Annotated in this window: 24 protein-coding genes, 1 tRNA gene and 3 pseudogenes; 19 read left to right on the forward strand and 9 right to left on the reverse strand. The window is 65.0% G+C overall.

The features are described from left to right. The 3 genes and pseudogenes from A8G08_RS28090 to recN all read left to right on the forward strand — a co-directional run. Positions 1-138, forward strand: a pseudogene (locus A8G08_RS28090) (16S/23S rRNA (cytidine-2'-O)-methyltransferase); the annotation flags it as partial. Next, positions 135-1079, forward strand: a complete 945-nt coding sequence (locus A8G08_RS20615) for an NAD kinase (RefSeq protein WP_068278338.1) — start codon at positions 135-137, stop codon at positions 1077-1079. The pseudogene A8G08_RS28090 and the gene A8G08_RS20615, both read left to right, overlap by 4 nt. A 3-nt stretch (positions 1080-1082) precedes the next feature. Beyond that, entirely contained in the window at positions 1083-2861 is a 1779-nt protein-coding gene (gene recN / locus A8G08_RS20620; RefSeq protein WP_068278340.1) for a DNA repair protein RecN, read from the forward strand. A 3-nt stretch (positions 2862-2864) separates the two neighbouring features. On the opposite strand, the gene A8G08_RS20625 is transcribed toward recN, so the two are convergent. Next, positions 2865-3296, reverse strand: coding sequence for an SRPBCC family protein (locus A8G08_RS20625; RefSeq protein WP_068278342.1), 432 nt, complete (start codon positions 3294-3296; stop codon positions 2865-2867). Positions 3297-3463: 167 nt separating this feature from the next. Here A8G08_RS20625 and steA point away from each other — a divergent pair, with 167 nt between their 5' ends. From steA to A8G08_RS20690, 13 genes are all read left to right on the forward strand, one after another. Next, positions 3464-4648, forward strand: coding sequence for a putative cytokinetic ring protein SteA (gene steA, locus A8G08_RS20630; protein ID WP_068278371.1), 1185 nt, complete (start codon positions 3464-3466; stop codon positions 4646-4648). Beyond that, the gene (locus A8G08_RS20635) at positions 4645-5580 is read left to right on the forward strand and encodes a copper transporter (protein WP_068278344.1); all 936 of its coding nucleotides are present in this window, start codon (positions 4645-4647) and stop codon (positions 5578-5580) included. Before steA ends, A8G08_RS20635 begins: the two co-directional genes overlap by 4 nt. A gap of 119 nt (positions 5581-5699) precedes the next feature. Continuing rightward, positions 5700-7466, forward strand: a complete 1767-nt coding sequence (locus tag A8G08_RS20640) for a CTP synthase (RefSeq protein WP_281182171.1) — start codon at positions 5700-5702, stop codon at positions 7464-7466. A gap of 2 nt (positions 7467-7468) precedes the next feature. After that, on the forward strand, positions 7469-8143 hold the full coding sequence (locus A8G08_RS20645) for an NUDIX domain-containing protein (protein WP_068278346.1): 675 nt from the start codon (positions 7469-7471) through the stop codon (positions 8141-8143). 2 nt (positions 8144-8145) lie between these two features. Continuing rightward, the gene (gene xerD, locus A8G08_RS20650) at positions 8146-9099 is read left to right on the forward strand and encodes a site-specific tyrosine recombinase XerD (RefSeq protein ID WP_068278347.1); all 954 of its coding nucleotides are present in this window, start codon (positions 8146-8148) and stop codon (positions 9097-9099) included. A 134-nt stretch (positions 9100-9233) separates the two neighbouring features. After that, on the forward strand, positions 9234-10127 hold the full coding sequence (locus tag A8G08_RS20655) for a ParA family protein (protein WP_245672928.1): 894 nt from the start codon (positions 9234-9236) through the stop codon (positions 10125-10127). Then, positions 10124-10948 carry a segregation and condensation protein A gene (locus A8G08_RS20660; protein WP_068278348.1) on the forward strand — a complete coding sequence of 275 codons (825 nt, stop codon included), beginning with the start codon at positions 10124-10126 and terminating at the stop codon, positions 10946-10948. The genes A8G08_RS20655 and A8G08_RS20660 overlap by 4 nt, the downstream gene beginning before the upstream one ends. Beyond that, positions 10945-11781: an SMC-Scp complex subunit ScpB gene (scpB, locus tag A8G08_RS20665; RefSeq protein WP_084436644.1), complete on the forward strand. Its 837-nt coding sequence runs from the start codon at positions 10945-10947 to the stop codon at positions 11779-11781. Before A8G08_RS20660 ends, scpB begins: the two co-directional genes overlap by 4 nt. A gap of 10 nt (positions 11782-11791) precedes the next feature. Then, on the forward strand, positions 11792-12793 hold the full coding sequence (locus A8G08_RS20670) for a pseudouridine synthase (RefSeq protein ID WP_157108697.1): 1002 nt from the start codon (positions 11792-11794) through the stop codon (positions 12791-12793). A 35-nt stretch (positions 12794-12828) separates the two neighbouring features. Further along, positions 12829-13491, forward strand: coding sequence for a (d)CMP kinase (cmk, locus tag A8G08_RS20675; protein WP_068278387.1), 663 nt, complete (start codon positions 12829-12831; stop codon positions 13489-13491). After that, positions 13488-14912, forward strand: a complete 1425-nt coding sequence (gene der, locus A8G08_RS20680) for a ribosome biogenesis GTPase Der (protein ID WP_068278351.1) — start codon at positions 13488-13490, stop codon at positions 14910-14912. Before cmk ends, der begins: the two co-directional genes overlap by 4 nt. 51 nt (positions 14913-14963) lie before the next feature. Beyond that, complete coding sequence (locus tag A8G08_RS20685; protein WP_068278352.1) at positions 14964-15722, forward strand: acyl-[acyl-carrier-protein] thioesterase; 759 nt, start codon at positions 14964-14966, stop codon at positions 15720-15722. Between the two features lie 78 nt (positions 15723-15800). Further along, a tRNA-Pro gene (locus tag A8G08_RS20690) sits at positions 15801-15877 on the forward strand. A gap of 458 nt (positions 15878-16335) precedes the next feature. Here A8G08_RS20690 and A8G08_RS20695 read toward each other — a convergent pair. Both A8G08_RS20695 and A8G08_RS20700 read right to left on the reverse strand, forming a co-directional pair. Continuing rightward, positions 16336-16767: a nuclear transport factor 2 family protein gene (locus A8G08_RS20695; protein ID WP_068278354.1), complete on the reverse strand. Its 432-nt coding sequence runs from the start codon at positions 16765-16767 to the stop codon at positions 16336-16338. After that, a complete protein-coding gene (locus A8G08_RS20700; protein WP_068278356.1) occupies positions 16764-17984 on the reverse strand; it encodes a cytochrome P450 in 1221 nt (406 codons plus the stop codon). Before A8G08_RS20700 ends, A8G08_RS20695 begins: the two co-directional genes overlap by 4 nt. 186 nt (positions 17985-18170) lie before the next feature. Here A8G08_RS20700 and A8G08_RS20705 point away from each other — a divergent pair. After that, a pseudogene (locus tag A8G08_RS20705) lies at positions 18171-18715 on the forward strand (TetR/AcrR family transcriptional regulator). Positions 18716-18834: 119 nt separating this feature from the next. Here A8G08_RS20705 and A8G08_RS20710 read toward each other — a convergent pair. From A8G08_RS20710 to A8G08_RS28095, 4 genes and pseudogenes are all read right to left on the reverse strand, one after another. Continuing rightward, positions 18835-19973, reverse strand: a pseudogene (locus A8G08_RS20710) (IS3 family transposase). A gap of 106 nt (positions 19974-20079) precedes the next feature. Then, positions 20080-20715 (reverse strand): hypothetical protein, encoded by a 636-nt coding sequence (locus A8G08_RS27265; RefSeq protein WP_068278360.1) that lies wholly within the window; start codon positions 20713-20715, stop codon positions 20080-20082. A gap of 207 nt (positions 20716-20922) precedes the next feature. Beyond that, complete coding sequence (locus tag A8G08_RS20725; protein ID WP_068278362.1) at positions 20923-22143, reverse strand: tyrosine-type recombinase/integrase; 1221 nt, start codon at positions 22141-22143, stop codon at positions 20923-20925. Positions 22144-22483: 340 nt separating this feature from the next. Next, entirely contained in the window at positions 22484-23059 is a 576-nt protein-coding gene (locus tag A8G08_RS28095) for a WhiB family transcriptional regulator (protein WP_084436648.1), read from the reverse strand. A gap of 73 nt (positions 23060-23132) precedes the next feature. On the opposite strand from A8G08_RS28095, the gene A8G08_RS20735 reads away from it, so the two are divergent. Continuing rightward, a complete protein-coding gene (locus A8G08_RS20735; protein WP_169823349.1) occupies positions 23133-24371 on the forward strand; it encodes an NsdA family TPR-like regulatory protein in 1239 nt (412 codons plus the stop codon). Positions 24372-24378: 7 nt separating this feature from the next. Further along, positions 24379-25092, forward strand: a complete 714-nt coding sequence (locus tag A8G08_RS20740) for a creatininase family protein (protein ID WP_425394586.1) — start codon at positions 24379-24381, stop codon at positions 25090-25092. Positions 25093-25120: 28 nt separating this feature from the next. On the opposite strand, the gene A8G08_RS20745 is transcribed toward A8G08_RS20740, so the two are convergent. Next, a complete protein-coding gene (locus A8G08_RS20745) occupies positions 25121-25906 on the reverse strand; it encodes an NRDE family protein (RefSeq protein ID WP_157108699.1) in 786 nt (261 codons plus the stop codon). Positions 25907-26120: 214 nt separating this feature from the next. Continuing rightward, positions 26121-26897, reverse strand: coding sequence for a hypothetical protein (locus A8G08_RS20750; RefSeq protein ID WP_157108700.1), 777 nt, complete (start codon positions 26895-26897; stop codon positions 26121-26123). Positions 26898-26997: the final 100 nt, after the last annotated feature.

Genomic DNA, 26997 nt, shown 5'->3' on the forward strand with positions numbered 1-26997 from the left:
GCCGTGGCCAGCCCCCTGCCCGGACCGTCCGGCAATGTCGAGTATTTTCTGTGGTTCCGGGCCGATGCGGTACCGGCCGGAGACGATGACCGCGTTTCGGAATTGATCGAGACCGCGGTGCGGGAGGGGCCACAGTGAGCGCGCCGTTGGAACGTCCGGCTGGACGAGAGGTTCTGCTGGTCGCACATCCGGGCCGCGCCGAAATCGGTGAGGTGGCACACCGGGTCGCGAAGATCTTCGACGAGGCCGGTATCGCGCTACGCATCCTCGCCGACGAGGCCTACAGCACCGGAATCGAGTGGTCGGGTTCCGTCACCGACCGCGGCTACGGGAAAGTCGCCGTTGTCGACGCGAGCCCGCACGCGGCGGAAGGCTGCGAAATGGTGCTCGTCCTCGGCGGCGACGGAACTATTCTGCGTGCCGCCGAACTCGCCCTCGGGGCGGGCGTCCCGATACTGGGCATCAATCTCGGCCGGATCGGATTCCTGACCGAGGCCGAGGCCGAGCACCTCGACGAAGCACTCGCCCAAGTGGTTAAGCGCGATTACCGCATCGAGCACAGGATGACGCTCGACGTGTCGGTGCGGGTGGACGATCAAGTGGTGGACCGGAGTTGGGCACTCAACGAGGCGAGCATCGAGAACGAGTCACGGCTTGGTGTCCTCGAGGTTGTCCTCGAGGTGGACGGCCGGCCGGTGTCCTCGTTCGGTTGTGACGGCGTGCTGATCGCCTCCCCGACCGGCTCGACCGCATATGCATTTTCTGCCGGCGGTCCGGTCGTGTGGCCGGAACTTGAAGCGCTGCTGGTGATTCCGAGCAATGCCCATGCGTTGTTCGCCCGTCCTCTCGTGACCTCGCCGGACTCGATCGTCGCGGTCGAGTCGGTAGCGACCGGACACAACGCACTCGTCTTCCTGGACGGCCGGCGCACGATGCTGCTGCCGCGCGGCGGCCGCGTCGAGGCGGTCCGGGGGAGCAAGCCACTGCAATGGGTGCGGCTCGATTCGGCGCCGTTCGCCGACCGGTTGGTTCGCAAGTTCGAGTTGCCCGTGACGGGCTGGCGGGGAAGGAAACGCTGAAACGTGCTCGCCGAGATCAGGATTGACGGATTGGGCGTCATCGCCTCGGCGACGGCGCAGTTTCATGACGGCCTGACCGTGGTCACCGGTGAGACCGGAGCGGGCAAGACGATGGTCGTCACGAGCCTGCATCTACTCAGCGGCGCGCGCGCCGACGCCGGCCGAGTGCGGGTGGGCGCGGAGCGAGCCGTCGTCGAGGGGCGGTTCGTCACCGACGATGTCGACGGGGCCCGCGGCGAGGCCGTGGCGGAGGTGCTCGAATCCGCGGGTGCCGATCGCGATGAGGACGGCAGCGTGATCGTCCTGCGCACGGTCGGGTCGGACGGCCGCTCTCGTGCCCACCTCGGAGGACGGGGCGTTCCCGCCGGCGTGCTCGCCGAGTTCACCGATCCGCTCTTGACCGTGCACGGCCAGAACGACCAGCTGCGGCTGCTTCGCTCCGACGAGCAGCGCCGCGCGGTGGACCGGTTCGCCGCGGAGGCGATCGAGACCCCGCTGGCTAGGTACCGCGAACTGCGCCGCGCGTGGCTTACCGCGCGCCGCGAGCTCATCGAACGCACCGAGAAGAGCCGCGAGCTCGCTCAGGAGGCCGACCGCCTCCGGCACGAATTGGCCGAAATCGATGCTGTGGCACCGACTCCCGGAGAAGACATCGCGATCGTCGCCGAGGTGCGGCGCCTCGGCGATCTCGACACACTGCGCGAAGCCGCCGAAACGGCCCAGGCAGCCCTGTCCGGGGCCGACGTCGGCACCGAGACTGCCGCTGATGCGTCGAGCGCGATCGAACTGCTCGGGGTAGCCCGCGATCGAATCGAAGCCGGCGACGATCCGGCGCTGGCCGAACTCGGTCCCCGCCTCGGCGAGGCGATCGCGTTGGTCGTCGATGTCGCCGGTGAACTGAGCAGCTACCTGACCGACCTTCCGGCGGATCCGGGTGCGCTGGACAGCCTGCTCACCCGTCAGGCCGAACTGAAGTCGCTCACCCGCAAGTACGCACCCGACGTCGACGGTGTCATCGCATGGGCGGACGACGCCCGAGCGCGGCTCGAGCATGTCGACGTGTCCGAGGATGCACTGGCCGAATTGCAGAAGCGCGCGGACGATGCCGAGCGGGCTGTCGCTTCGGCGGCCGGAAAGCTCAGTGCTGCAAGGAGTTCCGCGGCGTCAAAGCTGGCGAAGGCTGTGAGTGCGGAACTCGCCGGTCTCGCCATGGGCAAGGCGCGGCTCGACGTCGAGGTGCGCCAGATCGTTGCGGGCGCGCAGGATTCCGCACCGCTCAACGTTGCCGGCACGCTGCTGCACGCGGGCGGGGACGGTGTCGACGAGGTGGAATTCCGGCTCGCCGGGCACGGCGGCGCGCAGTCGCTACCGATCGGCAAGAGTGCCTCGGGTGGTGAGCTTTCTCGGGTCATGCTGGCGATGGAAGTGGTGCTCGCCGACTCCGAGAAGGGCGCGACCATGGTCTTCGACGAGGTCGACGCCGGAGTCGGCGGTCGGGCCGCGGTAGAGATCGGTCGTCGCCTCGCGCGTCTGGCCCGAACCCATCAGGTCATCGTCGTGACGCACCTGGCGCAGGTCGCAGCATTCGCCGACACCCATCTAGTGGTCGATAAGACCGACGATGGCGGTGTCCTCAACAGCGGCGTGCGTGCGCTGGACGGCGAGGAGCGTGTTGTCGAGCTCGCCCGCATGCTGGCCGGCCTCGATGACACCGAGACCGGCCGTGCGCATGCGGAGGAGCTATTGCAGCTCGCGCGCTCGCACGCCGAAGAGCTGCGCTGAGTCTCAGTTCGTTCGGCGCGTGGCTTCCTTGCGCACACCGGAGATCATGCTGCCGATGAGGCCGCGCAGGCCGAGCTTGAGGAGGCCGGCGGGCACGGGCAGGCTCGGCGTCGAGTCCATCGTGTAGACGACGCGCGTGCCGCTACCGGCATCGGAAAAGACGATCGTGCCGGTGTGGTCCTTCACCGGCGCACCGGCAATGAGCCGGTATTCGATGCGCTCGTTGGGGATCAGGCCGGTGATCTGCTCCTTCACGCCCATCTTTCCCATGCCCAGAAAATGGACCGCACCCACACCCTGGCGCTCGGCGTCGCCGGGGGAGACGAGGCGGACGTTCACTGGCAGGAAATCGCCACTGTTCTCGCGGTCCGCGAAAAGGTTGTAGACGACCTCGCGGGGAGCGTCGATGATCTCTTCGGCGGTGTAACTCGGCATTGTCTGGTATTTCCTTCCGCGAGATTCCCGGCGCCTCGACCGGACGTCAGCGGAAGCATAACCGCCGCTATGGTGGACAAATACAGCTGGTAATGATGTGACTGGTGTGACAATTGTTTCGGCGCGCCTCCGCCGGGGCGCTTGAATCCGGCGGCATCATCGAGCTCATGAAGCTGCAGGCACTGCTGTCGCGAAACACGGAAACGCTCCCCGGGCTCAGCGGAATCGCGCGGGTCGATCGCAACACTTCTCGCCTCCTGCGCCGGGTGGGCCACGGCGACATCGTGGTGCTCGACGAGCTCGACCTCGACCGGATCACGGCAGACGCGCTTGTGTCCGCCGGCGTGCTCGCGGTGATCAACGCCTCGCCGTCGATATCCGGGCGATACCCGAATCTCGGGCCGGAAGTGCTGGTGGCCAATGGCATCACCCTGATCGATGACATCGGTCAGGACGTGTTCAAGAAGGTCAAGGACGGATCCAAGATCCGGCTCGACGACGGCACCGTGTTTTCCGGCGAGAAGGCATTGCTCGCCGGTACCGAACTGAGCGAAATCGAGATCTCCGACCGGATGATCGCGGCCAAGAACGGGCTCGCAACGCATCTCGAAGCGTTCTCCGGCAACACGATCGAATTCGTCAAGGCCGAGAGCCAGTTGCTCATCGACGGCATCGGCGTCCCCGAAATCGATCTCGACCTCGACGGTCGCCACGTTGTGGTGGTTGCCGACGGGCCGGATCATGTCGCCGACCTGAAGAACCTCAAGCCGTTCATCAAGGAGTACGCACCGATCCTCATCGGCGTCGGCGCTGGGGCGGACAGCCTCTCCAAGGCGGGCTATCGCCCCGACCTGATCGTCGGCGACCCCGATGACATCACCGCGGCCACATTGAAATCCGGCGCCGAGGTGGTGCTGCCGGCAGACCCCGATGGGCACGCGCCCGGCCTGCAGCGAATCCAGGATCTCGGTATCGGTGCGATCACCTTTCCGGCGTCAGCCGGGACCGCGGATCTTGCACTGCTACTCGCGGATCATCACGGTGCGTCGATGATCGTGACCGTGGGTGCTGCCGCATCGCTCGATGAGTTCTTCGATCGCAGCCGTCGGGACAGTAACCCCGCGACGTTCCTCACGCGGCTCAAGGTCGGTCCGAAGCTGGTGGACGCCAAGGCTGTTGCCACGCTGTACCGCAGCCGGGTGTCCGGCGGCGCGATCGCGCTGCTCGTCCTGGCGGCGCTCACCGCGATCGTGGTGGCACTGGTCGCGTCCAACATGGGCGCCGAGGTCATGGATTGGGCGACCGATCTGTGGAACCAGGTGCAGACGTGGATCGAGGGCTTGCTCGAGTGATTTCGCTCCGCCAACACGCAATTTCGATCGCGGCGATCTTCTTCGCGCTCGCGCTCGGGGTTGTGCTCGGATCGCAGACCATCGCGTCGGACTTGCTCTCGGGTTTACGCGATGATCGCGCGGATCTGCAGCACGAGGTGGACGGCCTGCAGGCCGAGAACACCCAGTTGCAGCTCCAGGCTGGTGCCGCGGACGGATTCGACGCCGCGGTATCGGGCCGGATCCTTGCGAACTCGCTCGCCGACCGGACCGTCGTGGTGTTCACCACGCCCGACGCAAACCCGGCCGATGTCGACGCGGTGACGCGCAACATCGAGGCGGCCGGAGCCAAGGTCACCGGGCGGGTTGGCCTGACCGACGCGTTCATCGATGTGGCCAGTGGTGACCGACTTCGCACCACCATCTCGAATGTGATTCCCGCCGGAGTTCAGCTCCGCACCGCCGCGGTCGACCAGGGCAGCCTCGCCGGTGATCTGCTCGGCTCGGTGCTGCTGCTCGACGCCGCAACCGCGCAGCCGCAGAGTTCGCCGCAGGACACCGCGCTCGCCCTCGAGACGCTGCGCGGCGGCGGCTTCGTGACCTACGACGATGCCCGCCCGGGACAGCTCGCGCTCGTCGTGACCGGCGGGAACTCCGGCAACGATGGCAACCGCGGCTCGATCGTTTCGCGCTTTGCCGCAGCTCTGGACGGTCGCGGCGCCGGGGCCGCACTCGCGGGACTGCCTGCTTCGGCGGAAGGCAGCGGCCCGATAGCGGTGAGCCGGGCAGACACGGCACTCGCGGGCACCGCGTCCACGATCGACAACATCAACACCGAGGCCGGCCGAATCACCGTGGCCCTCGCCCTTGCCGAGCAGCTCAATGGCGGTGTGGGCCGGTACGGAACCGGGCCCAACTCGACCGCGGTGACAGTCGGCGCCATCCCAAGCTGACCGCGATCCCCCGGTTGGCGCACGAGACGCGCGCCGGGTGTTACGGTAAAGACCCGTGGGTCCGCAGGCCCCAGATCGATTCCAGAACCAAGTCCTGCAGTGTCGTCACGGGAGCGTAAGTGTCAATCAACGCGGGGTCGTCAATCACGGGCCAGCAATCGCGCATCCATTCGCGGACCGCCACCAAGCACATCTTTGTCAGCGGTGGAGTGGTGTCGTCGCTCGGAAAGGGCCTCACCGCATCGAGTTTGGGTCAGCTGCTCACCGCCCGCGGACTGCGGGTGACGATGCAGAAGCTCGACCCCTACCTGAACGTCGATCCCGGCACGATGAACCCGTTCCAGCACGGTGAAGTTTTCGTCACCGAGGACGGCGCCGAGACCGATCTCGACGTAGGGCACTACGAGCGCTTCCTCGACCGCGACCTCTCCGGCTACGCCAATGTGACAACCGGGCAGGTGTACTCCTCGGTGATCGCCAAGGAGCGCCGCGGCGAGTACCTCGGCGACACCGTCCAGGTCATTCCGCACATCACCGACGAGATCAAGAGCCGCATCCTCGCGATGAGCGGGCCGGATCTCGAGGGCCAGATCCCCGACGTCATCATCACCGAAATCGGCGGCACCGTCGGCGACATCGAGTCGCAGCCGTTCCTCGAGGCGGCCCGCCAGGTGCGCCACGACGTCGGCCGGGAGAACGTCTTCTTCCTGCACGTCTCGCTGATTCCGTACCTCGTGCCGTCGGGCGAGCTGAAGACGAAGCCCACCCAGCACTCCGTTGCCGCCCTGCGGAACATCGGTATCCAGCCCGACGCCCTCATCCTGCGGTGCGACCGTGACGTTCCGCAGGCCCTGAAGAGCAAGATCGCCTTGATGTGTGACGTCGACGTCGACGGCTGCATCTCCACTCCCGACGCGCCGTCGATCTACGACATCCCGAAGGTGCTCCACCGCGAGGGTCTCGACGCGTACGTCGTTCGCCAGCTCGGCCTGCCGTTCCGCGACGTGGACTGGACCGTCTGGGGAGATCTGCTCGAGCGCGTGCACGACCCGCGCGAAACCGTGCGGATCGCGCTCGTTGGCAAGTATGTGGACCTGCCCGACGCCTACCTCTCGGTCACCGAGGCGCTGCGTGCCGGCGGTTTCGCACATCGCGCGAAGGTTGCGATCAAGTGGGTGCCCTCCGACGAGTGCGAGACCGAGGCCGGCGCCGCCGCTGCCCTGACCGACACCGACGCCGTGCTCATTCCGGGCGGATTCGGCATCCGCGGGATCGAGGGCAAGGTCGGCGCCATCCGCTACGCGCGGACCCGCAAGGTGCCGCTGCTCGGCCTGTGCCTCGGCCTGCAGTGCGTCGTGATCGAAGCCGCCCGCTCGGTCGGCCTCGACGGCGCAAACTCCGCCGAGTTCGAACCGGATACCCAATACCCCGTGATTTCGACGATGGCCGACCAGGAAGACATCGTTGCGGGTGAAGCCGACCTGGGCGGCACCATGCGCCTCGGGGCGTACCCGGCTACCCTCGCGCGGGGTTCCGTTGTCGCGCAGGCGTACGGCACCGAGCAAGTTTCCGAGCGGCACCGCCATCGCTACGAGGTGAACAACTCCTTCCGGGAGCGGATCGGCAAGAGCGGCCTGCAGTTCAGCGGCACCTCTCCGGATGGTCACCTCGTCGAGTTCGTCGAGCTGCCCACCGACAAGCACCCGTTCTTCGTTGCGACGCAGGCACATCCGGAGCTGAAGAGCCGGCCCACCCGCCCGCACCCGCTCTTCGCAGCGTTCGTCGGTGCGGCGCTGAAATACAAGGCCGCCGAACGGCTTCCGATGGATATCCGCGGCGACGACGGGCTCGGCGGCGAGCCGGTCGACGTCGACGAGGACGCCTGACGATGACGGAGCCCCGATCGTCCGGTCGATCGGGCGACTTCGTCCCCGGGACACACGTTTTCGACACGGTCGGGTCGGAGACGTTGTACGAGGGCGCCATCATCGCGCTGCGTCGCGACCAGGTGGTGATGCCCGACGGGCATCCTGCCGCCCGCGAGGTTGTCGAGCACTACGGTGCGGTTGCCGTTGCGGCCATCGATGAGTCGGATCGGCTGGTGCTGGTTCGGCAGTACCGCCACCCGGTCGGCGCACGGCTGCTCGAGCTTCCTGCGGGGCTGCTCGACTCGCCGGGCGAAGACCCGCTCGATGCCGCCAAGCGTGAACTCGCCGAGGAGACGGGTCTGGCCGCGTGCACGTGGTCGGTGCTGGTCGACATCGCACTTTCGCCGGGATTCACCGACGAAGCGCTGCGCATCTACCTCGCCGAGGACCTCACCGAGATCGAGCGACCCGAACCCGAACACGAGGAGATCGATCTCGAGCTGGTCCGGATGCCGCTTGCCGACGTGGTCGCGCTGGTGTTCTCCGGCGAGGTCGTCAATGCGACGGCCGTCGCGGGTGTGCTGTCGGTGGCAGCCGCCCGCGCCGGGCACGTGGCGTTGCGGCCGGCCGACTCGCCGTGGGCAGGACGTCCGACAGCCTTCGCGGCCCGCAAGGCCGGCGGGCCGGCGACCTAGCGGTGCTGACGCGTCAGATCGACACCTACCTCGACCATCTCGCCGTCGAGCGAGGCCTGGCGCGGAACACGCTGAGCTCGTACCGGCGTGACCTCGACCGCTATCGCGAGTTCCTGGCCAGCCGATCCGTCGATTCGCTGGGCGACGTCGCCGAGCGCGATGTCGCGGACTTCGTCATTGCGTTGCGGCGTGGCGAGCCCGACCGCGAGTTCCCGCCGTTGGCGGCGAGCTCGGCCGCCCGTGCGCTGATCGCGGTGCGCGGGCTGCACCGCTTCGCGGCGGTCGAGGGCATCACGACAACTGATGTCGCGCACCCGGTCAAACCCCCGGCACCCGGGCGGAGGCTGCCCAAGGCGCTGCCGGTCGACAAGGTGCTTGCGCTGCTCGAGGCGGCCGGCGGCGACCGCGCCACCGATGGGCCGCGTCGACTCCGCGACCGAGCCCTGCTCGAATTGCTGTACTCGACCGGCGCCCGGATCTCCGAGGCGGTCGGTCTCGACGTGGACGACATCGAGATCGACGACCGCGCGGTGGTGCTGCACGGGAAGGGCGGCAAACAACGTCTGGTGCCGGTCGGCCGCCCGGCGATCGCGGCCATCGACGCCTACCTGGTTCGCGGGCGTCCCGAACTCGCCGCGCGGCGCAGCACGACATCGCTTCGATCGCCGCAGGGCGGCGGCGCGCTTTTCCTCAACTCGCGCGGCGGCCGGCTGTCGCGCCAGAGCGCGTGGCAGGTCCTGCAGGCGTCGGCGGAACGCGCGGGAATCAGCACCCACGTGTCGCCACACACCCTTCGGCACTCGTTCGCGACACACCTTTTGGACGGTGGCGCGGATGTACGCGTGGTGCAGGAGTTACTGGGGCATGCTTCTGTGACAACAACACAGATTTATACGTTGGTCACGATCGGTTCGCTGCGCGAAGTTTGGGCGGGCGCACACCCTCGCGCGCACTAAAAGGCGTGTCCGCGCACAGTTTTCTGGATTCGAAGCGGTAGCGTCTACCCGAAGAACCGCCCGCTCGATCGTGATGGAACAGGGGAGTCTTCGACGTGACGACACCGCGCCTATCCACTGCGGAGATCGGTGTGATTCGTGGAACGCGTTCGGCTGAGCCGGATATCGACATCCACCAAGTGAGCGACAGCGGCCTCGGACCGACCGGCCGCCCGCCGCGGGCGATCCCTGATCCCCAGCCACTGAGCACGCACGGCCCCGCCCGCATCATCGCCATGTGCAACCAGAAGGGTGGGGTCGGGAAGACGACCTCCACGATCAATCTCGGCGCCGCACTTGCCGAGTGCGGCCGCCGCGTGTTGCTCGTCGACCTCGATCCGCAGGGCGCGCTGTCCGCGGGTCTCGGCGTTGCGCACCACGATCTCGACCTGACCGTGCACAACCTGCTCGTCGAATCGCGGGTGTCGATCGACGACGTCGTGATGCGCACGCGGGTCGACAACATGGACTTGCTGCCCAGCAACATCGATTTGTCGGCCGCCGAAATACAGCTCGTCAACGAGGTCGGCCGTGAGCAGACCCTGGGTCGCGTGCTGCACCCCGTGCTGGACCGCTACGACTACATTCTCATCGACTGCCAGCCGTCGCTCGGCCTGCTGACCGTCAATGCGCTCGCCTGCGCCGATGGGGTCCTGATCCCGATGGAGTGCGAGTACTTCAGCCTGCGCGGGCTGGCTTTACTCAACGACACTGTCGAGAAGGTCCATGACCGGCTCAACCCCAAGCTGACCCTTACTGGCATTGTCGTCACCATGTACGACGCCCGAACCCTGCACTCGCGTGAGGTCATGGCCCGCGTGGTCGAAGTGTTCGGTGAGGTCGTGTTCGACACCGTCATCACCCGAACCGTGCGCTTCCCGGAGACCAGCGTGGCGGGCGAACCGATCACCACGTGGGCGCCGAAGTCGGGCGGAGCGCAGGCCTACCGGTCGCTCGCGCGTGAGGTCGTCTACCGGGCAGGCCGGTGACCGGAGCGACACCTACCGACGAATCCGAGAGCAGCGACCGGCAGGGTTTCCACGTTCGGCTGCGCAACTTCGAAGGTCCGTTCGATCTCCTGCTCAACCTGATCAGTCAGCACAAACTCGACGTCACCGAGGTGGCGCTGCACCAGGTCACCGATGATTTCATCGCCTATACGAAGGCGCTCGGTTCCGAGATGGATCTCGAGCAGACAACGGCGTTCCTGGTGGTGGCGGCGACTTTGCTCGACCTCAAGGCGGCACGACTGCTGCCTTCGGGCGAAGTGGAGGACGCGGACGACCTCGCGTTGCTCGACGCGCGGGACCTCCTGTTCGCGCGGCTGCTGCAGTACCGCGCGTTCAAGCAGGTCGCGGAGATGTTCGCGGCGATGGAGGCGGCCGCGTTGCGCCGCTACCCGCGGTCGGTGTCGCTCGAAGAGCGCTTTTCGTCGCTGTTGCCCGAGGTGATGCTCGGGGTCGCGGCCGAGGAGTTCGCGCAGATCGCGGCTGCGGCATTCCGTCCCCGGCCGGTCCCGACCGTCGGACTCGACCATCTGCACGCGCCGCAGGTGTCGGTGGCCGAGCAAGCCGCGCTGGTGCTGGAGTTGCTGAAGGAACGTGGTCCGGGAGCCTGGACGACGTTCACGGAGATCGTGGCGGACTGCAGTGCGCCGCTGCAGATCGTGGCGAGATTCCTCGCGCTGCTCGAGCTCTATCGTGAGAAATCGGTGGATTTCGAGCAGCCCGACCCGCTGGGGGACCTGGCGGTGACGTGGACCGGCGACGCGACCGCCCAAGTCGCGGTGAATGACGAGGACTACGAATGACCGATTTCACTGGTGCGACCGAGCCTGCCGAGGACACCGATCCCGCGGCCGAGGATCCCCGCGGTGGTGATATTGGCGACGTCGAAACGCCCAGCGAAGGCGACGAGCGCAGCGACGACGCGGCTGAATCCGCCGGCGGCGAAGCCGTCGATACCGACGAGGACGACGATGGCGGCGATGCCGCTGCGAGTGAGGATTACGAGCCGCTGAGCGACACGGAGCTGCACAACGCGCTCGAGGCGATGCTGCTGGTGGTGGACGAACCGGCAAGCGCCGCAACGCTCGCCGGGTCGATCGATGAGCCGGTCGACCGCGTCGAAGCAATGCTGCGCGAGATTGCAGCAGAGCTCACCGCGCGGCGCAGTGGCTTCGACTTGCGCGCCGTGGGGGAGGGGTGGCGTCTCTACACTCGGAGTGCGTACGCCCCTTATGTCGAGCGGCTGTTGCTCGACGGCGCGCGGTCGAAGCTGACCCGCGCCGCTTTGGAAACTCTGGCAGTGATCGCCTACCGTCAACCGGTAACTCGGGCGCGCGTCAGCGCGGTTCGTGGGGTCAATGTGGATGGTGTGATGCGCACCCTGCTCGCGCGCGGGCTGATCTCGGAGGCCGGCTCGGACTCGCAGACCAGCGCCACGCTGTACGCAACTACCGAACTGTTTCTCGAACGGATCGGACTCGGGTCGCTCGCAGAGTTGCCGCAGTTGGCACCGCTGTTGCCGGATGTGGACCTCATCGACGAGATCAATGACAGTCTGGATACCGACCCGCGGTACATGAGGCTGCGCAAACGTGCGGAGCCCGATGCGAGCATCGAGCTCGCAGACGACGAATGACAGGAAGATCGTGAATAACCCCGCTCGCCGTGATGGCACACCGGACAAACGTAAGACAGGCGGCCGCAACGCGCCCGCCGCGGCTGGAAAGCCCACCTCGCGTGGCTCGAAGCCCACCGGTAAGGCCGGTGCAGGCAAAGCAGGCGCAGGCAAAGCAGGCGCAAGTAAGGCCGGCGCGAAGAAGCCGCGCCCGAAGGCGCAACCCCCGAAACTCAGCAACGCCAAGCCCGCGCGGCAGCAGTACGTCGAGCGTGGCGGTCATACCAAGCTCGCGACAGGCGAGGGTATGCGGTTGCAGAAGGTGTTGGCGCAGGCCGGCGTCGCATCCCGTCGTGCGGCCGAGGAAATGATCGCCGCGGGCCGCGTCGAGGTGGACGGCCGCATCGTCACCGAGCAGGGCCTGCGCGTCGACCCGCAGACCGCGGTCGTGCGGGTGGATGGCACGCGCATCGTTGTGCGCGAAGAACTCGTCCATGTCGTGCTGAACAAGCCGCGCGGCTGGCAGTCGACGATGTCGGATGATCTCGGCCGCCCGTGTGTTGGCGACATCGTCGCCGAGCGCGTTGCGGCGGGGCAGCGACTGTTCCACGTCGGCCGTCTCGACGCCGACACCGAAGGACTCTTGCTGCTTACCAACGACGGTGATCTCGCACACCGGCTGATGCATCCCTCGTATGAGGTGAGCAAGACGTACCTGGCAACCGTGTCCGGTGAGGTCAATCGCAATGTGGGAAAGCAACTTCGGGACGGCGTGCAACTCGAGGACGGTCCCGCGAAGGTGGACCGCTTCCAGGTGCTCGAACTCGGTGAGGGCCGCTCGCTAGTGAAGCTCGAGCTGCACGAGGGTCGCAAGCACATCGTGCGCCGTCTGCTCGAAGAAGTCGGGTACCCGGTAAAGCGCCTGTTGCGCACCAACATTGGTCCGATCGCGCTCGGTGATCAACGCCCCGGTACGTTGCGCGTACTCGGTCGCACGGAGGTCGGGAAGCTGTACGAGGCGGTGGGAATGTGATTGGCAACGAGGATTCGCGGCCGTTGATTGTCGCGATGGACGGGCCCTCGGGCACCGGCAAATCCAGCGTCTCGCGGATGCTGGCAACTCGGATCGGTGCGAAGTACCTCGACACTGGCGCGATGTACCGCGTCGCGACGCTGCAGACGCTGCGCGCAGGTGTGGATCTCGCCGATCCCGCGGCGATCGCCGACGCGGTTGCGAGCCTCCCGCTGACAATCGGTACCGACCCGTCGGCCGAGCGCATCCGACTCGGCGATGAGGACGTGTCGGACGAGATTCGCGGCGCCGAGGTCACCCGTGCGGTCTCGGCGGTGTCCGCGGTGCCCGCGGTGCGCGCACTGCTTGTCGCGTTGCAGCGCGAGCTGACAACCGATGCCGGCCGGATCGTGGTGGAGGGTCGCGACATCGGCACCGTCGTGTTCCCCGACGCCGACGTGAAGATCTACCTGACCGCTTCCGCGGCTGCACGGGCCGAGCGACGCAACGCGCAGAACATCCGCGAGGGTCGCGGCGACGATTACCAGGGGGTGCTCGAGGACGTCGAGCGGCGCGACAGGCTCGATTCGACGCGCGCGGCATCCCCGCTGCGACAGGCCGAGGACGCTGTGGTCCTCGACACCAGTGATCTCGGCATAACCGAGGTGATCGATGCGTTGGATCGCATCGTGACCGAACGAACCGGAGCAGTGCAGTGACCGACGAGACGTCGACGACCTACTCTGGCGACGGCATATGGAACGAGGAAGCCGATTGGGAACTCGCCGAATTCGAGGGCGAGGCCGATGAGGCGTCGCACATCCCGGTACCGGTGCTCGCCGTTGTTGGTCGCCCGAACGTCGGCAAATCCACTCTGGTGAACCGCATCATCGGCCGCCGCGAAGCGGTCGTGGAAGACGTTCCCGGCGTGACTCGTGACCGCGTGTCCTACGAGGCGAACTGGGCCGGCCGCAAGTTCATGGTGCAGGACACCGGCGGTTGGGAACCCGACGCCAAGGGTCTGCAGCAGTCGGTGGCGCGCCAGGCTGAACACGCGATGCGCACCGCGGACGCGATCATCCTCGTCGTCGACGCGACGGTTGGTGCGACCTCTACCGACGAGGCGGTGGCGAAAGTGTTGCGCCGCTCCAAGACTCCGGTCATCCTCGTCGCCAACAAGGTCGACGACGAGCGGGTCGAGGCCGATGCGGCAGCGCTGTGGTCGCTCGGACTTGGCGAGCCGCGCACGGTCAGCGCCGTGCATGGCCGCGGCACCGGCGACTTGCTCGACATCGTGCTCGACGTGCTGCCGACTACGCCGCGTGAGGGGATCTCTGTCGGCGGCCCCCGTCGTGTTGCACTGGTTGGCAAGCCGAATGTCGGCAAATCAAGCCTGATCAACAAGCTTTCCGGCGACGAGCGCTCCGTGGTGCACGATGTTGCGGGCACCACGGTCGACCCGGTCGACTCGCTCGTCGAATTGGGCGGCAAGACATGGCGTTTCGTTGACACCGCCGGACTGCGTAAGCGGGTCAGCCACGCCAGCGGCGCCGAGTTCTATGCGTCCCTGCGTACGAAGGGAGCGATCGAGGCCGCCGAGGTCGCGATCCTGCTGATCGACGCGTCCGAGCCGATCACGGAGCAGGACCAGCGCGTGCTGACGATGGTCGCCGAGGCCGGTCGTGCGCTGGTGCTCGCGTTCAATAAATGGGATCTCGTCGACGAGGATCGTCGACATATCCTCGAGCGCGAGATCGAGCGTGACCTGGTTCGGGTGCCGTGGGCTCTGCGGGTGAACATCTCCGCGCGTACCGGTCGTGCCGTGCAGAAGCTGGTGCCGGCGCTCGAGACGTCGCTCGAATCGTGGGACAAGCGAATTTCGACCGGTCGCCTCAACACCTGGCTGAAGGAAGTCGTTGCTGCGACGCCGCCGCCGCTGCGTGGCGGGCGGCTGCCGCGAGTGATGTTCGCGACCCAGGCCACCACGCGGCCGCCGACGTTCGTGCTGTTCACCACCGGATTCCTGGAGGCCGGCTACCGCCGGTTCCTGGAGCGCCGGCTGCGTGAGGAGTTCGGCTTCGACGGCAGTCCGGTGCGGATCTCCGTGCGGGTGCGCGAGAAGCGGGACCGGCGCAAGTAGCCGCTGGCGGGTTGGTCGCGCGGTCGCGGTGTGGCTGGCAGGATCGAGCAAATGGTGATTCCCCCGGTCCTGACCGAGCTTCCCGCCGACGTCGAGTTCTACGAGACGGGGTGGCCTGTTCGCCTGGCCGACACGGACGCGAATCAGGTGCTCCTGCTGGACGCGGTCGCGCGCTACCTGCAGGACATCGGCTACGAACACCTCGACGTGGTGCCGGACGGTGAGCTGCATCGGGCGTGGGTGGTTCGCCGCACCGTGATGGACATCCTGCAGCCGGTCGAGTTCGGCGAGCGCGCGACACTGCGCCGCTGGTGCAACGCCACCTCGAACCGGTGGTGCAACATGCGCGTGCAGATCAAGGGCAGCGACGGCGGACTCGTCGAAACCGAAGCGTTCCTAATCCATTTCAGCGAGGAAACCGGCATGCCCACGCGGATGACGGATGCATTCGTCGCGCCCCTGCTCGCCTCCACGGATGAGCATCGGTTGCGTTGGAAGGCCGCGCTGAACGATCCGCTGCCGTCGTCTGCAGATGACAGCGTGCAGATCGTGGACTTCCCGCTGCGCTTCACCGACATCGACCGACTTGGCCACGTCAACAATTCGGTGTACCTCAGCGGCCTGGAAGAGGCGCTGTCGTTGCACCGCGATGTCACGACCGTGCCGTACCGCGTGATCATCGAGTACACGAAGCCGCTGATGGGCGGGGACAAGGTCGAGTTGGTGACTCGGCGCGCAGGCGACACCGTCGATGTCTGGTTCGCGGTGGGCGGCAAAGCCCGCGCGGTGGCCCAGGCGCAGCGACTCTGACGAAACGCCCTTGACCAGCCGATTCGCTCACCCAGGCACCGCTGAGGTAACCTCATCGAGCGCCAGAAATGGCGTGGACGGGCTGTGGCGCAGTTTGGTAGCGCACTTGACTGGGGGTCAAGTGGTCGCAGGTTCAAATCCTGTCAGCCCGACCAGGTCAGAGGGTGTTTTTGCAGCGGACGACGCGAGATTGTGGACCCGTTGTGGACCCGGGTTGGATTTATGTGAATCTCGTCGATGCTGCCGGCGAGTTCACTGGCGAATCCCCACCCCAAAGACGATGTCGAACGCCGCGGTCCCGATCATGGGATGGCATGAGGCTCACTGGTGTTCTTGGAGCGAGCCAGCCTGCGATGCGCTACGACGATTCGGATTGCATTGCGGTCGGTAACCATGCGCAGTCACAGCGGCGCTCACGAAGGTTCTCGACCTATCGCCTAGAGCATGTCCTTTGATCACATCACCGTTTACGGGCACCTCGGTGCCTCCGTCCAACCAGGTGGATGTGAGGGGGACCCAGTTGATGGTCCAGTCGCTGTGCGGCTTGGGTTGATGGGTCGTCGTTTACATTAGTGCGGAGTCGGTCGGCTGAGTCACCGTTGCTCGGGGGGATTCAGGCTGTGACTTGATGAATGTCGGTTATCAGGTGAGTCAGGCGCGATGAGGCGAGTTTCCATTGTTCTGCTTGGCGGACCCAACGTTCGGTGTAGTGCCCGTAGCCGGTGACCGATATTCCGCTGTCGAACACGGCCCGGTCTTGCACGGCCCAGATCACCCGCGCTGCGTTGTCGTCGAGGTCGATTTCCGGTGTGTGGACCTGATGAACGGTCTTCGCCCCGGCCACCAACGATTGCAGCAGTGCCAGCGTCTCGTCGCGGCCCACGGTCATAGCTGGTTCGGCATCGCCGTTACTCATGCCGAACTCGACGTCTGTGGTCATCAACGCCGCCAAGCTGTTCCAGTCCCGGGTGTCGAGGATGCGGCAGTAGGCGGCCTTGGCCTGGGTCAGTTCGTAGTAGGCGATCCACTCCGCCTGCCCGGTCATGTGACGACCAGTTCGAGATGGTCGAGTCGACGCACGAGCAGGCTGGGCAACCAGGGCCCGGTCCGGGAAGACGCGATGAGTGTCGTGCGTTCGAGCAGTTGACGGATTACGACGGTGGCTTCTAACCGAGCCAAAGCTGCACCCACGCAGAAGTGTGCTCCCTTGCCGAAGGTGAGGTGACTTTTCCCAGCGGGCCGGTCGATCCGGAACTGGTTAGGGTCCTCGAAATGCGCGGGATCGCGGTTGGCTGCCCCCCACATCAGGAAAAGGCGTGAACCGGCTGGCAGGGCAACGCCTTCGAGTTCGGTGTCGTCGACGACGTGGCGGTAGTGACCACGAAACGGCGGCTCAAAGCGCAGCACCTCCTCCAGGAACGCGCCGAGCAATTCTGGTTGCTCCCGCACCTGCTGTTGGATCGCGGGCTGGGCGGCCAAGATCCAGGCAGCCGAGCCGACAAGCGAGGCCGTCGACTCGCCTCCGGCGCTGAACAGGGTGATCATCATGGCCAGCGCAGTGAATTGGTCCAGATCGCCGGTGGCGCATGCTGTGGCGAGGTCGCCGAGCAGGTTGTCTCGTGGGTGGGCGGTGGCGTCTTGAAACTGATCGTTGATGTATCCGCTGAGTTCCATGACCGCGATGCCTGCGGCGGTGAGCTGGTCTTGGGTGACCAGTCCTTCCACGAATTGGGTGGCGGCATATCCCCATCGAATGAGCTTGTCGGTGTCTTCGTCGGGGACGCCGATGATGCGCCCGACGATCATCATGGGCAACCGGTTGGCCATCGCGCCCATCCATTCGATGCGACCGCCCTGTGCCCGGGTGTCCCAGATGTGAGTCGATGTGTCGGCGACGAACGACTCGATGGCGCGGATGCGCTTGGCCGCCAGTTGCGGTATCAGCGCCTTGCGGTGCACGGCATGGTCGGGGTCATCGGCGGTGGCCAGCGCTTGGGTCGCGCCACTGAGTTCACCCATCGGGAACGCGCCCACCGTCCCATCGGGGTTACGCATCATCGTGGCGGTGAGGTTGGAGGAAAAGTCATCACACCGCGTCACGGCGTCATTGACGGCCTCCCAACCGGTCACCGCGTAGAAGTCCGAATCACCAATCCGGTGTACAGGCCCCTCGGCATGCATGCGCTCATAAAGCGGATAGGGATCCTGGATGAACTGGTCATCGAACAACGACAGCCCGAGTGTCCCTGCCAGTTGTGTCATCGCTTCACGCTGAGGGTCTGAGCCGACGGGGTCAACAGATCACTACGAAGTCGATACCGCCGGTCGCCATGGTCCGCGATCGGCGTCTCAGCCGCAGCTTCTGAACTGGCCGAATAGGAGACATTCGGCATCTTCACGTCTCAGATCTGAGAACATGGTTTCGAGGCGATACAAGGAGTACTGCAGGTGGCGAGACAGGATTGGGTCGTCGGTGGGGATCGCGGGGCCGTGGCGGCCGAACGCATCTACAGTGCCGCTGCCCAACTGATGCTCCGAGACGGATTGGACGCCTTGGACATCGACGCGTTAGCCGAGCAGGTGCACTGTTCGAGGGCAACCATCTACCGCTACGCCGGCGGCAAGGCACACATTCGGGACGTCGTGCTGCTGCGCATGCCGCAAACATCACCGACACCGTTCGCGCCGAGGTTGAAGGTCTGACCGGCTCGCAGCGGGTCGTCACGGCGATCGTCGTGGCGCTGCAGCAGATCAGGTCCGACCCGATACGACGGCTGATGATGACGCTGAGCAAAGCACCCGCGCTGAGCGACCTGCATTCCTCGCCGGTGCTCAGCGCTCTGGCCGCCGAACTCACCGGAATCACCGATGACGACCCAGCAGCAGCGTTGTGGATCGTTCACGTGGTCCTGTCATTGGCCTACCTGCCGCTCGGGGACGAACACGAGGCCGAGATTCTGCACCGGTTCATTTCTCCGGCGTTCGACCTCTAACCGGCCCGCGCGTCGATCAGTCGGCACACCTAGCCAGTACCCCAACGCTGCCCCCGTCACGGCGTGCAGCACTCAAAGAGTGGTTCAGTCGTTAGGTGTCGTGACCCGGCACGTTGTTGTCAGGCGGCGCGGGGTCGGTGGGTCGTGGTCCACTGCAGAGCGAACTCGGCCGGGGTGAGCGCGCCGTGGGCGGAGTGGGGTCGGTTGACGTTGTAATCGGCCCGCCAGTCTTCGATGATCACGCGGGCTTCCAGTAACGAGTCGAACCGCCATGAGTTGAGCAGTTCATCACGGAGCCGACCGTTAAACGATTCGATCCAGGCGTTTTGCCACGGCGAGCCAGCATCAATGAAAAGCGAACCGGCACTGTTGAATCGGCACCAATCGCTCACGGCGTGCGCCACGAACTCGGGACCATTATCGAAACGAACGTAGGCCGGTGCACCGCGTGCGGTGGCAAGCCGATCAAGCACAGCGACAACACCATCGGCGTCGATGCTGCGATCGACCTCGATCGCCAGGGCCTCGCGGGTGAACTCGTCGATCACGTTGAGCATCTTGATGGTGCGGCCATCGGCGGTAGTGTCGAACTGAAAGTCTATCGCCCAGACCACGTTCGGGCGAATCGGCGACATCGCACCGACCGCGACACCGATCCCGGTCATCCGCCCTTTCCTGCGGCGTTGCGGTACCCGCAACCCTTCCTCACGCCACAGTCGCCGGATGCGCTTGTTGTTGACCGTCCAGCCGGCTCGGCGGGCCATCTTGGCGGCGCGGCGCCATCCCCACCGGGGCCGGTCGGTGGAGAATTGGCGCAGCCACGCCCGTAACTCGGTTTCCTCGGTGGTGACCGGGGACGGCGTCAGGCGCATCGTGGAGCGGTGCAGGCCGACCACCGTGCAGGCGCGGCGCTGCGATACCCCGAACCGCTAACGCAGCACCTTGACGGCGCGGCGCTTGCGGTTCGGGGTCAGAAGTTTCCCGACGAAATCTCCTTGAGCATGTCGATGTCCAGGGCCTGGTTGGCGACCAGCTTTTTCAACCGCGCGTTCTCGGCCTCGAGCTCTTTGAGCCGTTTGGCCTCGTTGGCCTTCATGCCGCCGTACTGGGCCAGCCAGCGATGCCACGTCGACTCCGCGATCTCCAGGTACCGGCACACCTCGGCCAGTTCCTGGCCGGCGCTGAGGAGCTTGTTGCCCTCGGCGAGCTTGCGGATGATTTGATCCGGCGTATGCCGCCGGCGCTTATTCGATGCCATGTCGTCGTTGATTCTTCCTGCCCAAACACTCGGGCAACAGAGTCCCACAACGACTGGACCACTACGACGGGCTCACCTCAGATGGACCTTCCTCCCATGCGGCGGATCACGGATGGATCCAGTGGTAATGATTCGCGGCGTTTAGAACTTCGTGTGCGAACTGCCGTAGGAATGCGAGGTGGCCGTTGCGTGGGTAGATGGTGACGCCCTGAGGAAACGGCGCAGGACCGTCAAACGTCAGGTCGCCGGTGATGCCGAGCCCATACTCGCCCTTGACTAGATGTTCGTAAAAGTTCTGCAATTTGGTGTCCACATGAGCGCCACCGTCACGATTCGCAGCTCCCAGAATTATCCGCTTCCTCGATACCGCGGTTTCTGAAGCGGCGATGGAATCGGTTGCCCACCAATCTTCCAGCGGAACGTCGGGTATGAACAGACCGCCGAGCTTGGGGAGAAATCTGACCGGCTCGGACGAATTCAGGTCGATACTGACGTTGAGAAAGTCACGCCAATCGGCGAACTGGGTGGGCGGGGTCGCGAGCATCGTCGTCTCGTGCCGGATAGAGAGGTGTGTCAGGAGCGAAGTACTCGAGGAGGTGTCGTGGAACAGCACCCGCATCGTGGTCGCAAGGCGTAGCGCCTCCTCTTCATCGCCGCCGTCGAAATCTCGTGCGGACCTGCGAAGAAAGCCCAACTGTTCCTTCAGCTTCTTTTGTAGGCGTGCGTCATCCGGCTTGGTCAAGGCTTTCCTTCGCTAAATTGAGATGTCCACTGGTCGCCATTCTGCTGAAACGATCCGACAACTCCGCGCGGAAACCGGTCTGAGCAGCGACATTGTGGGGGTGATGCGCCGATCGGTCGACTCAATCAGGCAGCATTTGGTCGAATTCCCGTTGAGGTGGCGGGATCCTTTCAGGGTGCAAGTGGAATTGAACCACTCGATGGCGGGTCAGCGGACCACACGCAACTGTGGACCCGTCGTCGACCCAAGATGAATAGAGAGCATCTGACCGGCCTCGATGATGGTTTGCCGGTCGGGATGCAGATACCGCTGCGTTGTCGTTAGGTCCGCGTGCCCAGCGATCTGCTGCAGATGGTGGACGGGGACCCCCGCGTCGGCCATCCACGTCAGACCGGTATGGCGCAGGCCGTGCCGGCGCAGATGCTCGTAGCCCAGCTTCGCCGCAACCACGTCCCAGTGTGTGGCCCGATGCAGAACGCCCGTCTGAATGCGCCCGCCTTTCGGGCCGGTGAACAAGCGAGCATCTGGGTCGTCACCGACGAGTGCGAGCCGCTTCTGCACCAACTCCTGGATTTCGACGATGAGCGGAACCGTTCGCGCCCGTTTGGATTTGGTCGTTTTGTCGGCCAAGCCGCCGGGTCCTGGTGTTGTTTGGCGGCGCACGGTCCACATCCACTCGTCGGTGTCGATGTCGCGTACCCTGCAGCCGGATACCTCGCCGATCCGGGATGCGGTGCATGCGGCGAAGACGACCACGTCGCCCCACCCCTCGTAGTGATCGGCTGATTCCGAGACGAGTGCGTCGGCGAAGGTCATCAGTGCATCCCAGTCTGGCAGCGCGAGCTTTCGCGGCTCGTCGAGTTCTGCTTCGACCTGGCGGTACAGGCGCTGCCAGCCGCGAACACGAACCGGATTTGTGCCAATCAGGTCGTCGCGCATGGCCTGGTCCATCACGCGACCGAACATCGCGATCGTGTTGCGGACCGTGGAGCGACTGCAGCCGGATTCGATCCATGACACAACAGCCCGGTCCACCAGGCCGTTGGTGATCAGCGTGACCGGGAGATGCCCAACCGTGGGAACAACGCGCTTGCGCCACCCAGCCAGATACGGGTCGCCCGACTTGGGTTCGAGCCCGCGCATGATCAACGAGAGGTTCTTGTTTCCGTAGTCGGCCAAGCTCGCGCTCGCGATATTCGGATCGAGGCCGCGCGTTGCCGAACGTACGAGATCGTCGATCCAGTCCAAGGCGGCCTGCTCAGTTGCGAACACCTGAGATCGGGACTTGCGGGAATTGGTTTTCGGGACGCGCCATCGCACACGGGCGCGGAACGGCTTTGCTCGCGCGGTTCCGTCGGCACGCGGAGGTAGCTTTTCGATGTCCCGGGCGACGACGACACCGACGGGCATCGGCAGTCCGGTCGTCATCTTCGGAATTGTGCGGGGTCGACTCGCCTGTCGCCCAGCCATTCCTCCACATCCGCGGAGTGATAGATGGTTACTCGCGCGGATACGCGGACGAATGGTGGCCCCTGCGGAGGTTTCGTGGTGCGCCAGCGTCGGATGCTCGACGGGTCAACGCACAGGATCTGCGCGAGCTCCTCGGTGGTGTACCAGCGACCTTCCAGGAGAGTCACGTCCATTGGCTCAGGTCGATCGGCCTGATCAATATCGAACGGTGCGAAAGTTTCCCGCGCGGCCTCTGTGCGATCCGGGTGCGCTGCTTGAAGTATGTCCGGCATCGTGGCGCGGCCGAGATTCAACGCATTCATGATGACTCGAGTAAATCGCGAAGTGCAGCGGAGACGACGTAGATCCGTCCGCCAAAGCGCCGAATCGGTAGTTCGTTCCTCGCCGCCATTCGGTACGCACCCGCTCTGCTCACGCCGAGCAGGGCCGCCGCGCGGGGGACTGGGAGGAGCAGCGGCAGTTCGCGAACTGACAGACGAGCAGCCGATTTGGACGCGTCCGTCTGACTACTCGAATCGACGCAGTCGCCGGCAGCCGCTAGTTGGCGAAGGCGATCTCGATCGTCGCGGAACCTGCGCTCGCCACCGAGTGCGACGCCTGCCACTACGCCATCGACCCTTCTCGAATCGAGTGCGTACTTGGCGCAGGATCCGGTGACCGGACACTGGCGGCAAACGCGGATGGCCTTGGATCCGCTCCCGTGTCCGGGAAACCACCAGTCAGGGTTCTTGTGGCCGCGGCATGCTGCTCGGTCCATCCAACCGTGCGATGGGGTGAGCCCCGATTCAGTCCGCGGCCTGTTTGAAGATTCTGACATCGTGTCTGCCTCCTGGCGCTTCGTACCCCCAGTCCAGCCGAATCGCTTGGGTCGCATAAGTTGGCGCGGGTTAACGCGTGATTCGTTAACCCGCGGGCAACACAGGTAGTGACGATCGCTGACAACGTCTGTGGCGTGGTGGATGCTGGGCCTACGGAAACAGCAGCCGCAAGGACCGACGATGGCCAGGACACTTCAAGAAGCACGTCAGGCGCGCGGGTGGTCGCAGGACAGACTGATCTCGGCGTTGGAGTCGAGCGCGTCCGCACGAGGCATCGATATCGCCAACCGCGCGAGTCTGAAGGTCATGGTCTCGCGTTGGGAGAACCAGAAGGCGTTACCCCACCCGATCTATCGCCAGTTACTGCGCGCAATATTCGCGTTGTCAGATGAGCAACTCGGATTTGTGCGCCGCGCTCCTTCTCAAAGCGGCCTCGGCGATGAACCCCTGCCTCAGCTGGTAGGCATACAAGTCGGAGCGGTGGATGCTGACGTCGCCAAGCGCTACCTGGTGATGCTGCGCGAATACTGTCGACTCGACAGCACGATGGGGCCTAAGTACGTGATCGGGCCGTTGCTGGCAGAGCTGCAGGCACTGGAGAATTTATGCGCGTTGGCGCGTGGTCCCGCGCGAAGCGAGTTTCTATTCGCGGCGGCGCGTTATGCGGAGCTTGCCGGCTGGCTGTACCAGGATTGCGGGGATATCGAGGGCGCTGCGCGTTGGACGCGGCAGGCACTCGAGTACGCCGAGGAGCTCGACGATGCGCAGCTGAAGTCGTACGTTCTCATGCGGCTAAGCGGGATCGCGCTGGACAGCGGAGATGCGGCGAAGGCCCTCCGCGCTGCTAATGCAGCCCTCGGAAGCGGTGTCCGTAGGGCCCCGACTCTCAGCGCTCTCGCGCTGAGACAGAAGGCATACGCACACGCGCTTTTCGGAGAGGTCGATGCCTGCCGCTCGTCCCTGGAGCTAGCCGAGGATCAGGTTGTGAGCGTCGATCCGACTGAACCGGGCCCTGGCTACGCGGCATATTGCACGCCGGAGTACATCGCGATGGAAGCGGCACACAGCTGGATGCGGCTTGGCTGGGCAGAAGATGCGGCGGCGAGGTATGCGTCGTGTGTCGACAGTTGGCCGAGCGACCAACGTCGCGATCAAGGCCTCTGTTTGTCACGGCTCGCGGTCGCCTATGCAGCGGTAGGGCGGGTCGAAGACGCATGCGCTGTCGGCCGACGCGCAGCTGCGACGGCCCGGATGGCGCCATCCGCACGAACGCTGGGCGTACTTCGAACGCTCGGCGCGTGCGTTTCACCTTCTCGTAGGATCGGTGCGGTACGCGACCTGCGCGAGTCACTGACGGGGCTCGTTTGACGAGGAGGTGGTCTTGAAGCCACTGCCGACGGCGACGTCTGCCGATGCGCGAAAGTTGAACGCTACAGTTGCAGTACTCCCGGTCGGGGCCTTTGAGCAGCACGGGGACCATTTCCCTCTTGTGACGGACACAGTCGTCGCATGTGCAATCGCGGAGCGCGTCAGTAAAGACTTCAATGCACTGTGCCTACCGCCGGTCACCATCTCCTGCTCGCAGGAGCATTCGGCCTTCGCCGGCACCGTCAGCATACGTTCGGCGACCCTGGCGGCCGTCGTGAACGATGTCGCTGATTCGCTGTCTGCGAGCGGTGTAGAGCATCTCGTCATCGTCAACGGGCACGGTGGAAACTACGTATTGCGCAACGTCGTTCAAGAGGCGAATGTTGCGCGTCGACGGATGACGTTGTTTCCATCTAACGATGACTGGGACCGCGCGCGACGAGAGTCTGGGATGGTGACGTCCGCGCACGACGATATGCACGCAGGAGAGCTTGAGGCGTCGATCCTGCTGCACGTTGCTCCGGATCTGCTACGTGACGGGTTCCGCCAGTCCGATCATCAAGCGCCTCGGCGTCCACACCTTCCGGTACTCGGGATCTCGGGATATAGCGAATCGGGAGTTATCGGCTCACCCTCGCTTGGCGACGCGGCGAAGGGAGCGGCGTCGCTCGACTCGTTGTCGAAGTCGTTTCAGGAGCATCATCGGCTTATCGCCGAGTAGGAAGCGTCGACGCGAGTGGTCTGAAACCTCAAAGTTGTTCGAGTTGGCGGCGCGTACCCGATTCGGTGTATCGGGTACGCCCGATTTCGCGGAAGAGGCCGAATCGGCGCTCGGTGATTTCGAACGAGTTGTCAGGGCGCATGCGAAGGACGGTGCTCGATCGGGTGCCGTAGAAGCCGAGTCGGACGAAGCGCGCGGAAAGGCGATGCTCCAGAAAGCCTCCAACACCAGTGTTCGGCAGCATTTTCCGCGGCGCGAGGTCGTGGTTCCTCAGAATGTCGAAGTACGCCTCGACAGACTCCGAACCACCGTCGTCTGCGTCGATTACGGTCTCGAACGCTCGCTTACCCTCAATGACCTTCGGCCACGGCGTATCGAGTGCGGCGTTGGAGATCCCATGTATCCCGTCCGACAGCGGTGATGCGTTGTTCCGAATGTTGGAAGCCCACCAGAAGCTTTCGGGATCTCCCAGTAGCACATTGAATCCCGCGTACTGATCGCCATCGGCGAGCAACCTTGACGAGTGCGCTTCGGGGGTGTCCGAGGAGGCGAGGAAATCGACGGGCAGATTGCCACGGGAGCGAACCGCCCCCGATGACTTCGGCAAGCCTCGGCGAACATTTGTGGTCGCAGCGAATCGTCCTCTTCCAGTCACACCGAGCCACGTACCGTGACTTGGTTTGTCACGACCTGCGATGATGCGTGCGGGTTCGTCCCAGACGTGCAGCGGCTCAGTCGGTCGCCAGTACACCTCGTCGCGATTGGCGGCGACCACGAGACGGTACGTAGAACTCGCGCGCCATGCGACCAACATCAAGCACACGGCGAGACCATCCTTGGTCGACCCATGTTGTCAGCGTATCCACGTCCACCGAGGGACGCGGCGGCGAGACGATTGTCTATCCGCTGGGGGTTGGAAGTCGTTGCCGAGCAACCACATTGGGGGACAGCAAAGGCGATTTCAAGCTCACGTTGTCCAGCGGACGCGGTCGACCCGTTGTCTGCGCCTCGTTCTCTTGGCTCCAAGGTCAGCTCTCTTCAGTTGTGGAAATGGTTTCCGGAAATACCAGCGCGACAGCGATTGACATCGAGATTCGCGGATCGAGCAATCGCGCGGTAACGGTCGCTTTCATCCAGCCGCCGCCCGCCCGCCTGGCCCGGACGGTTGCGGTTGCTTGTTCGTGCGGTCGTTCGCGCATTGCGGTAATCATCTGAATGACGGTCGGCAGGTCGTCGGGATGAACTGAGGGTGTCTGACCCGTCGACGCGCCATGCCCTAGGCCGCGTGGGTGCGGAGTGAGCCACTTCAGCACAATAGGGGCAGCGGGATATGTGATGTCTCCGATCGCGCCGAATACGCCGTGCAGGTCGAACACTTCGCCCAACAACGTGTTCTCCACTAGTTGCCGGTGCAGTCGAGCCGGGTCATCGATGTTGGTGATGTCGCGGCATACACCCCGCAAACGCAAACCGCTCGCGGTGATGATGCACCGTTGCGCATAGTGCAGCTCACGCAGGTTGCCGGGATCGGTACGGATAATGAAAGTACCGGTCGAGTGGTCCTCGGCTGCAGCGCACTTGATCTTGTGGTCGAGGTCGAGTAAGTCGCTGATGCAAACCACGCGCGTAAAGAAGTCGGCTGGGCCGTACACCGTTCGGTCCCGAAAGTCCCGACTGAATTCGTAGAGGTCAAGGAATTCCTCCGAAAGCAATAGGCGTGGCGGACGATCAACGGGGGTGAGATCCCAGTCCCATACGCCGATCGGTGGAGGTCGGGAAGTGTGACCGGTGCCGAAGCGCAACACGATCGCGACGACCGAACCGTCAGGCCCCAGGGTTGGGTAAGCGGATCCCTCGGCTCCGAGTTCGGCTGCTGCTGTGGCGTGGACTCTTCGGCTCACCACT

The sequence above is a fragment of the Aldersonia kunmingensis genome (genome assembly GCF_001646865.1).
Lineage (GTDB): Bacteria > Actinomycetota > Actinomycetes > Mycobacteriales > Mycobacteriaceae > Aldersonia > Aldersonia kunmingensis.

Coding starts and splice junctions, on each gene's coding strand:
- A8G08_RS20725 (WP_068278362.1), bottom strand. CDS start 22,143: ATGACGACCGGACTGCCGATGCCCGTCGGTGTCGTCGTCGCCCGGGAC.
- A8G08_RS20645 (WP_068278346.1), top strand. CDS start 7,469: ATGACGGAGCCCCGATCGTCCGGTCGATCGGGCGACTTCGTCCCCGGG.
- A8G08_RS28095 (WP_084436648.1), bottom strand. CDS start 23,059: ATGCGACCCAAGCGATTCGGCTGGACTGGGGGTACGAAGCGCCAGGAG.
- steA (WP_068278371.1), top strand. CDS start 3,464: ATGAAGCTGCAGGCACTGCTGTCGCGAAACACGGAAACGCTCCCCGGG.
- A8G08_RS20625 (WP_068278342.1), bottom strand. CDS start 3,296: ATGCCGAGTTACACCGCCGAAGAGATCATCGACGCTCCCCGCGAGGTC.
- A8G08_RS20745 (WP_157108699.1), bottom strand. CDS start 25,906: ATGTTGGTCGCATGGCGCGCGAGTTCTACGTACCGTCTCGTGGTCGCC.
- A8G08_RS20700 (WP_068278356.1), bottom strand. CDS start 17,984: ATGACACAACTGGCAGGGACACTCGGGCTGTCGTTGTTCGATGACCAG.
- A8G08_RS20685 (WP_068278352.1), top strand. CDS start 14,964: ATGGTGATTCCCCCGGTCCTGACCGAGCTTCCCGCCGACGTCGAGTTC.
- A8G08_RS20695 (WP_068278354.1), bottom strand. CDS start 16,767: ATGACCGGGCAGGCGGAGTGGATCGCCTACTACGAACTGACCCAGGCC.
- cmk (WP_068278387.1), top strand. CDS start 12,829: ATGGACGGGCCCTCGGGCACCGGCAAATCCAGCGTCTCGCGGATGCTG.
- scpB (WP_084436644.1), top strand. CDS start 10,945: ATGACCGATTTCACTGGTGCGACCGAGCCTGCCGAGGACACCGATCCC.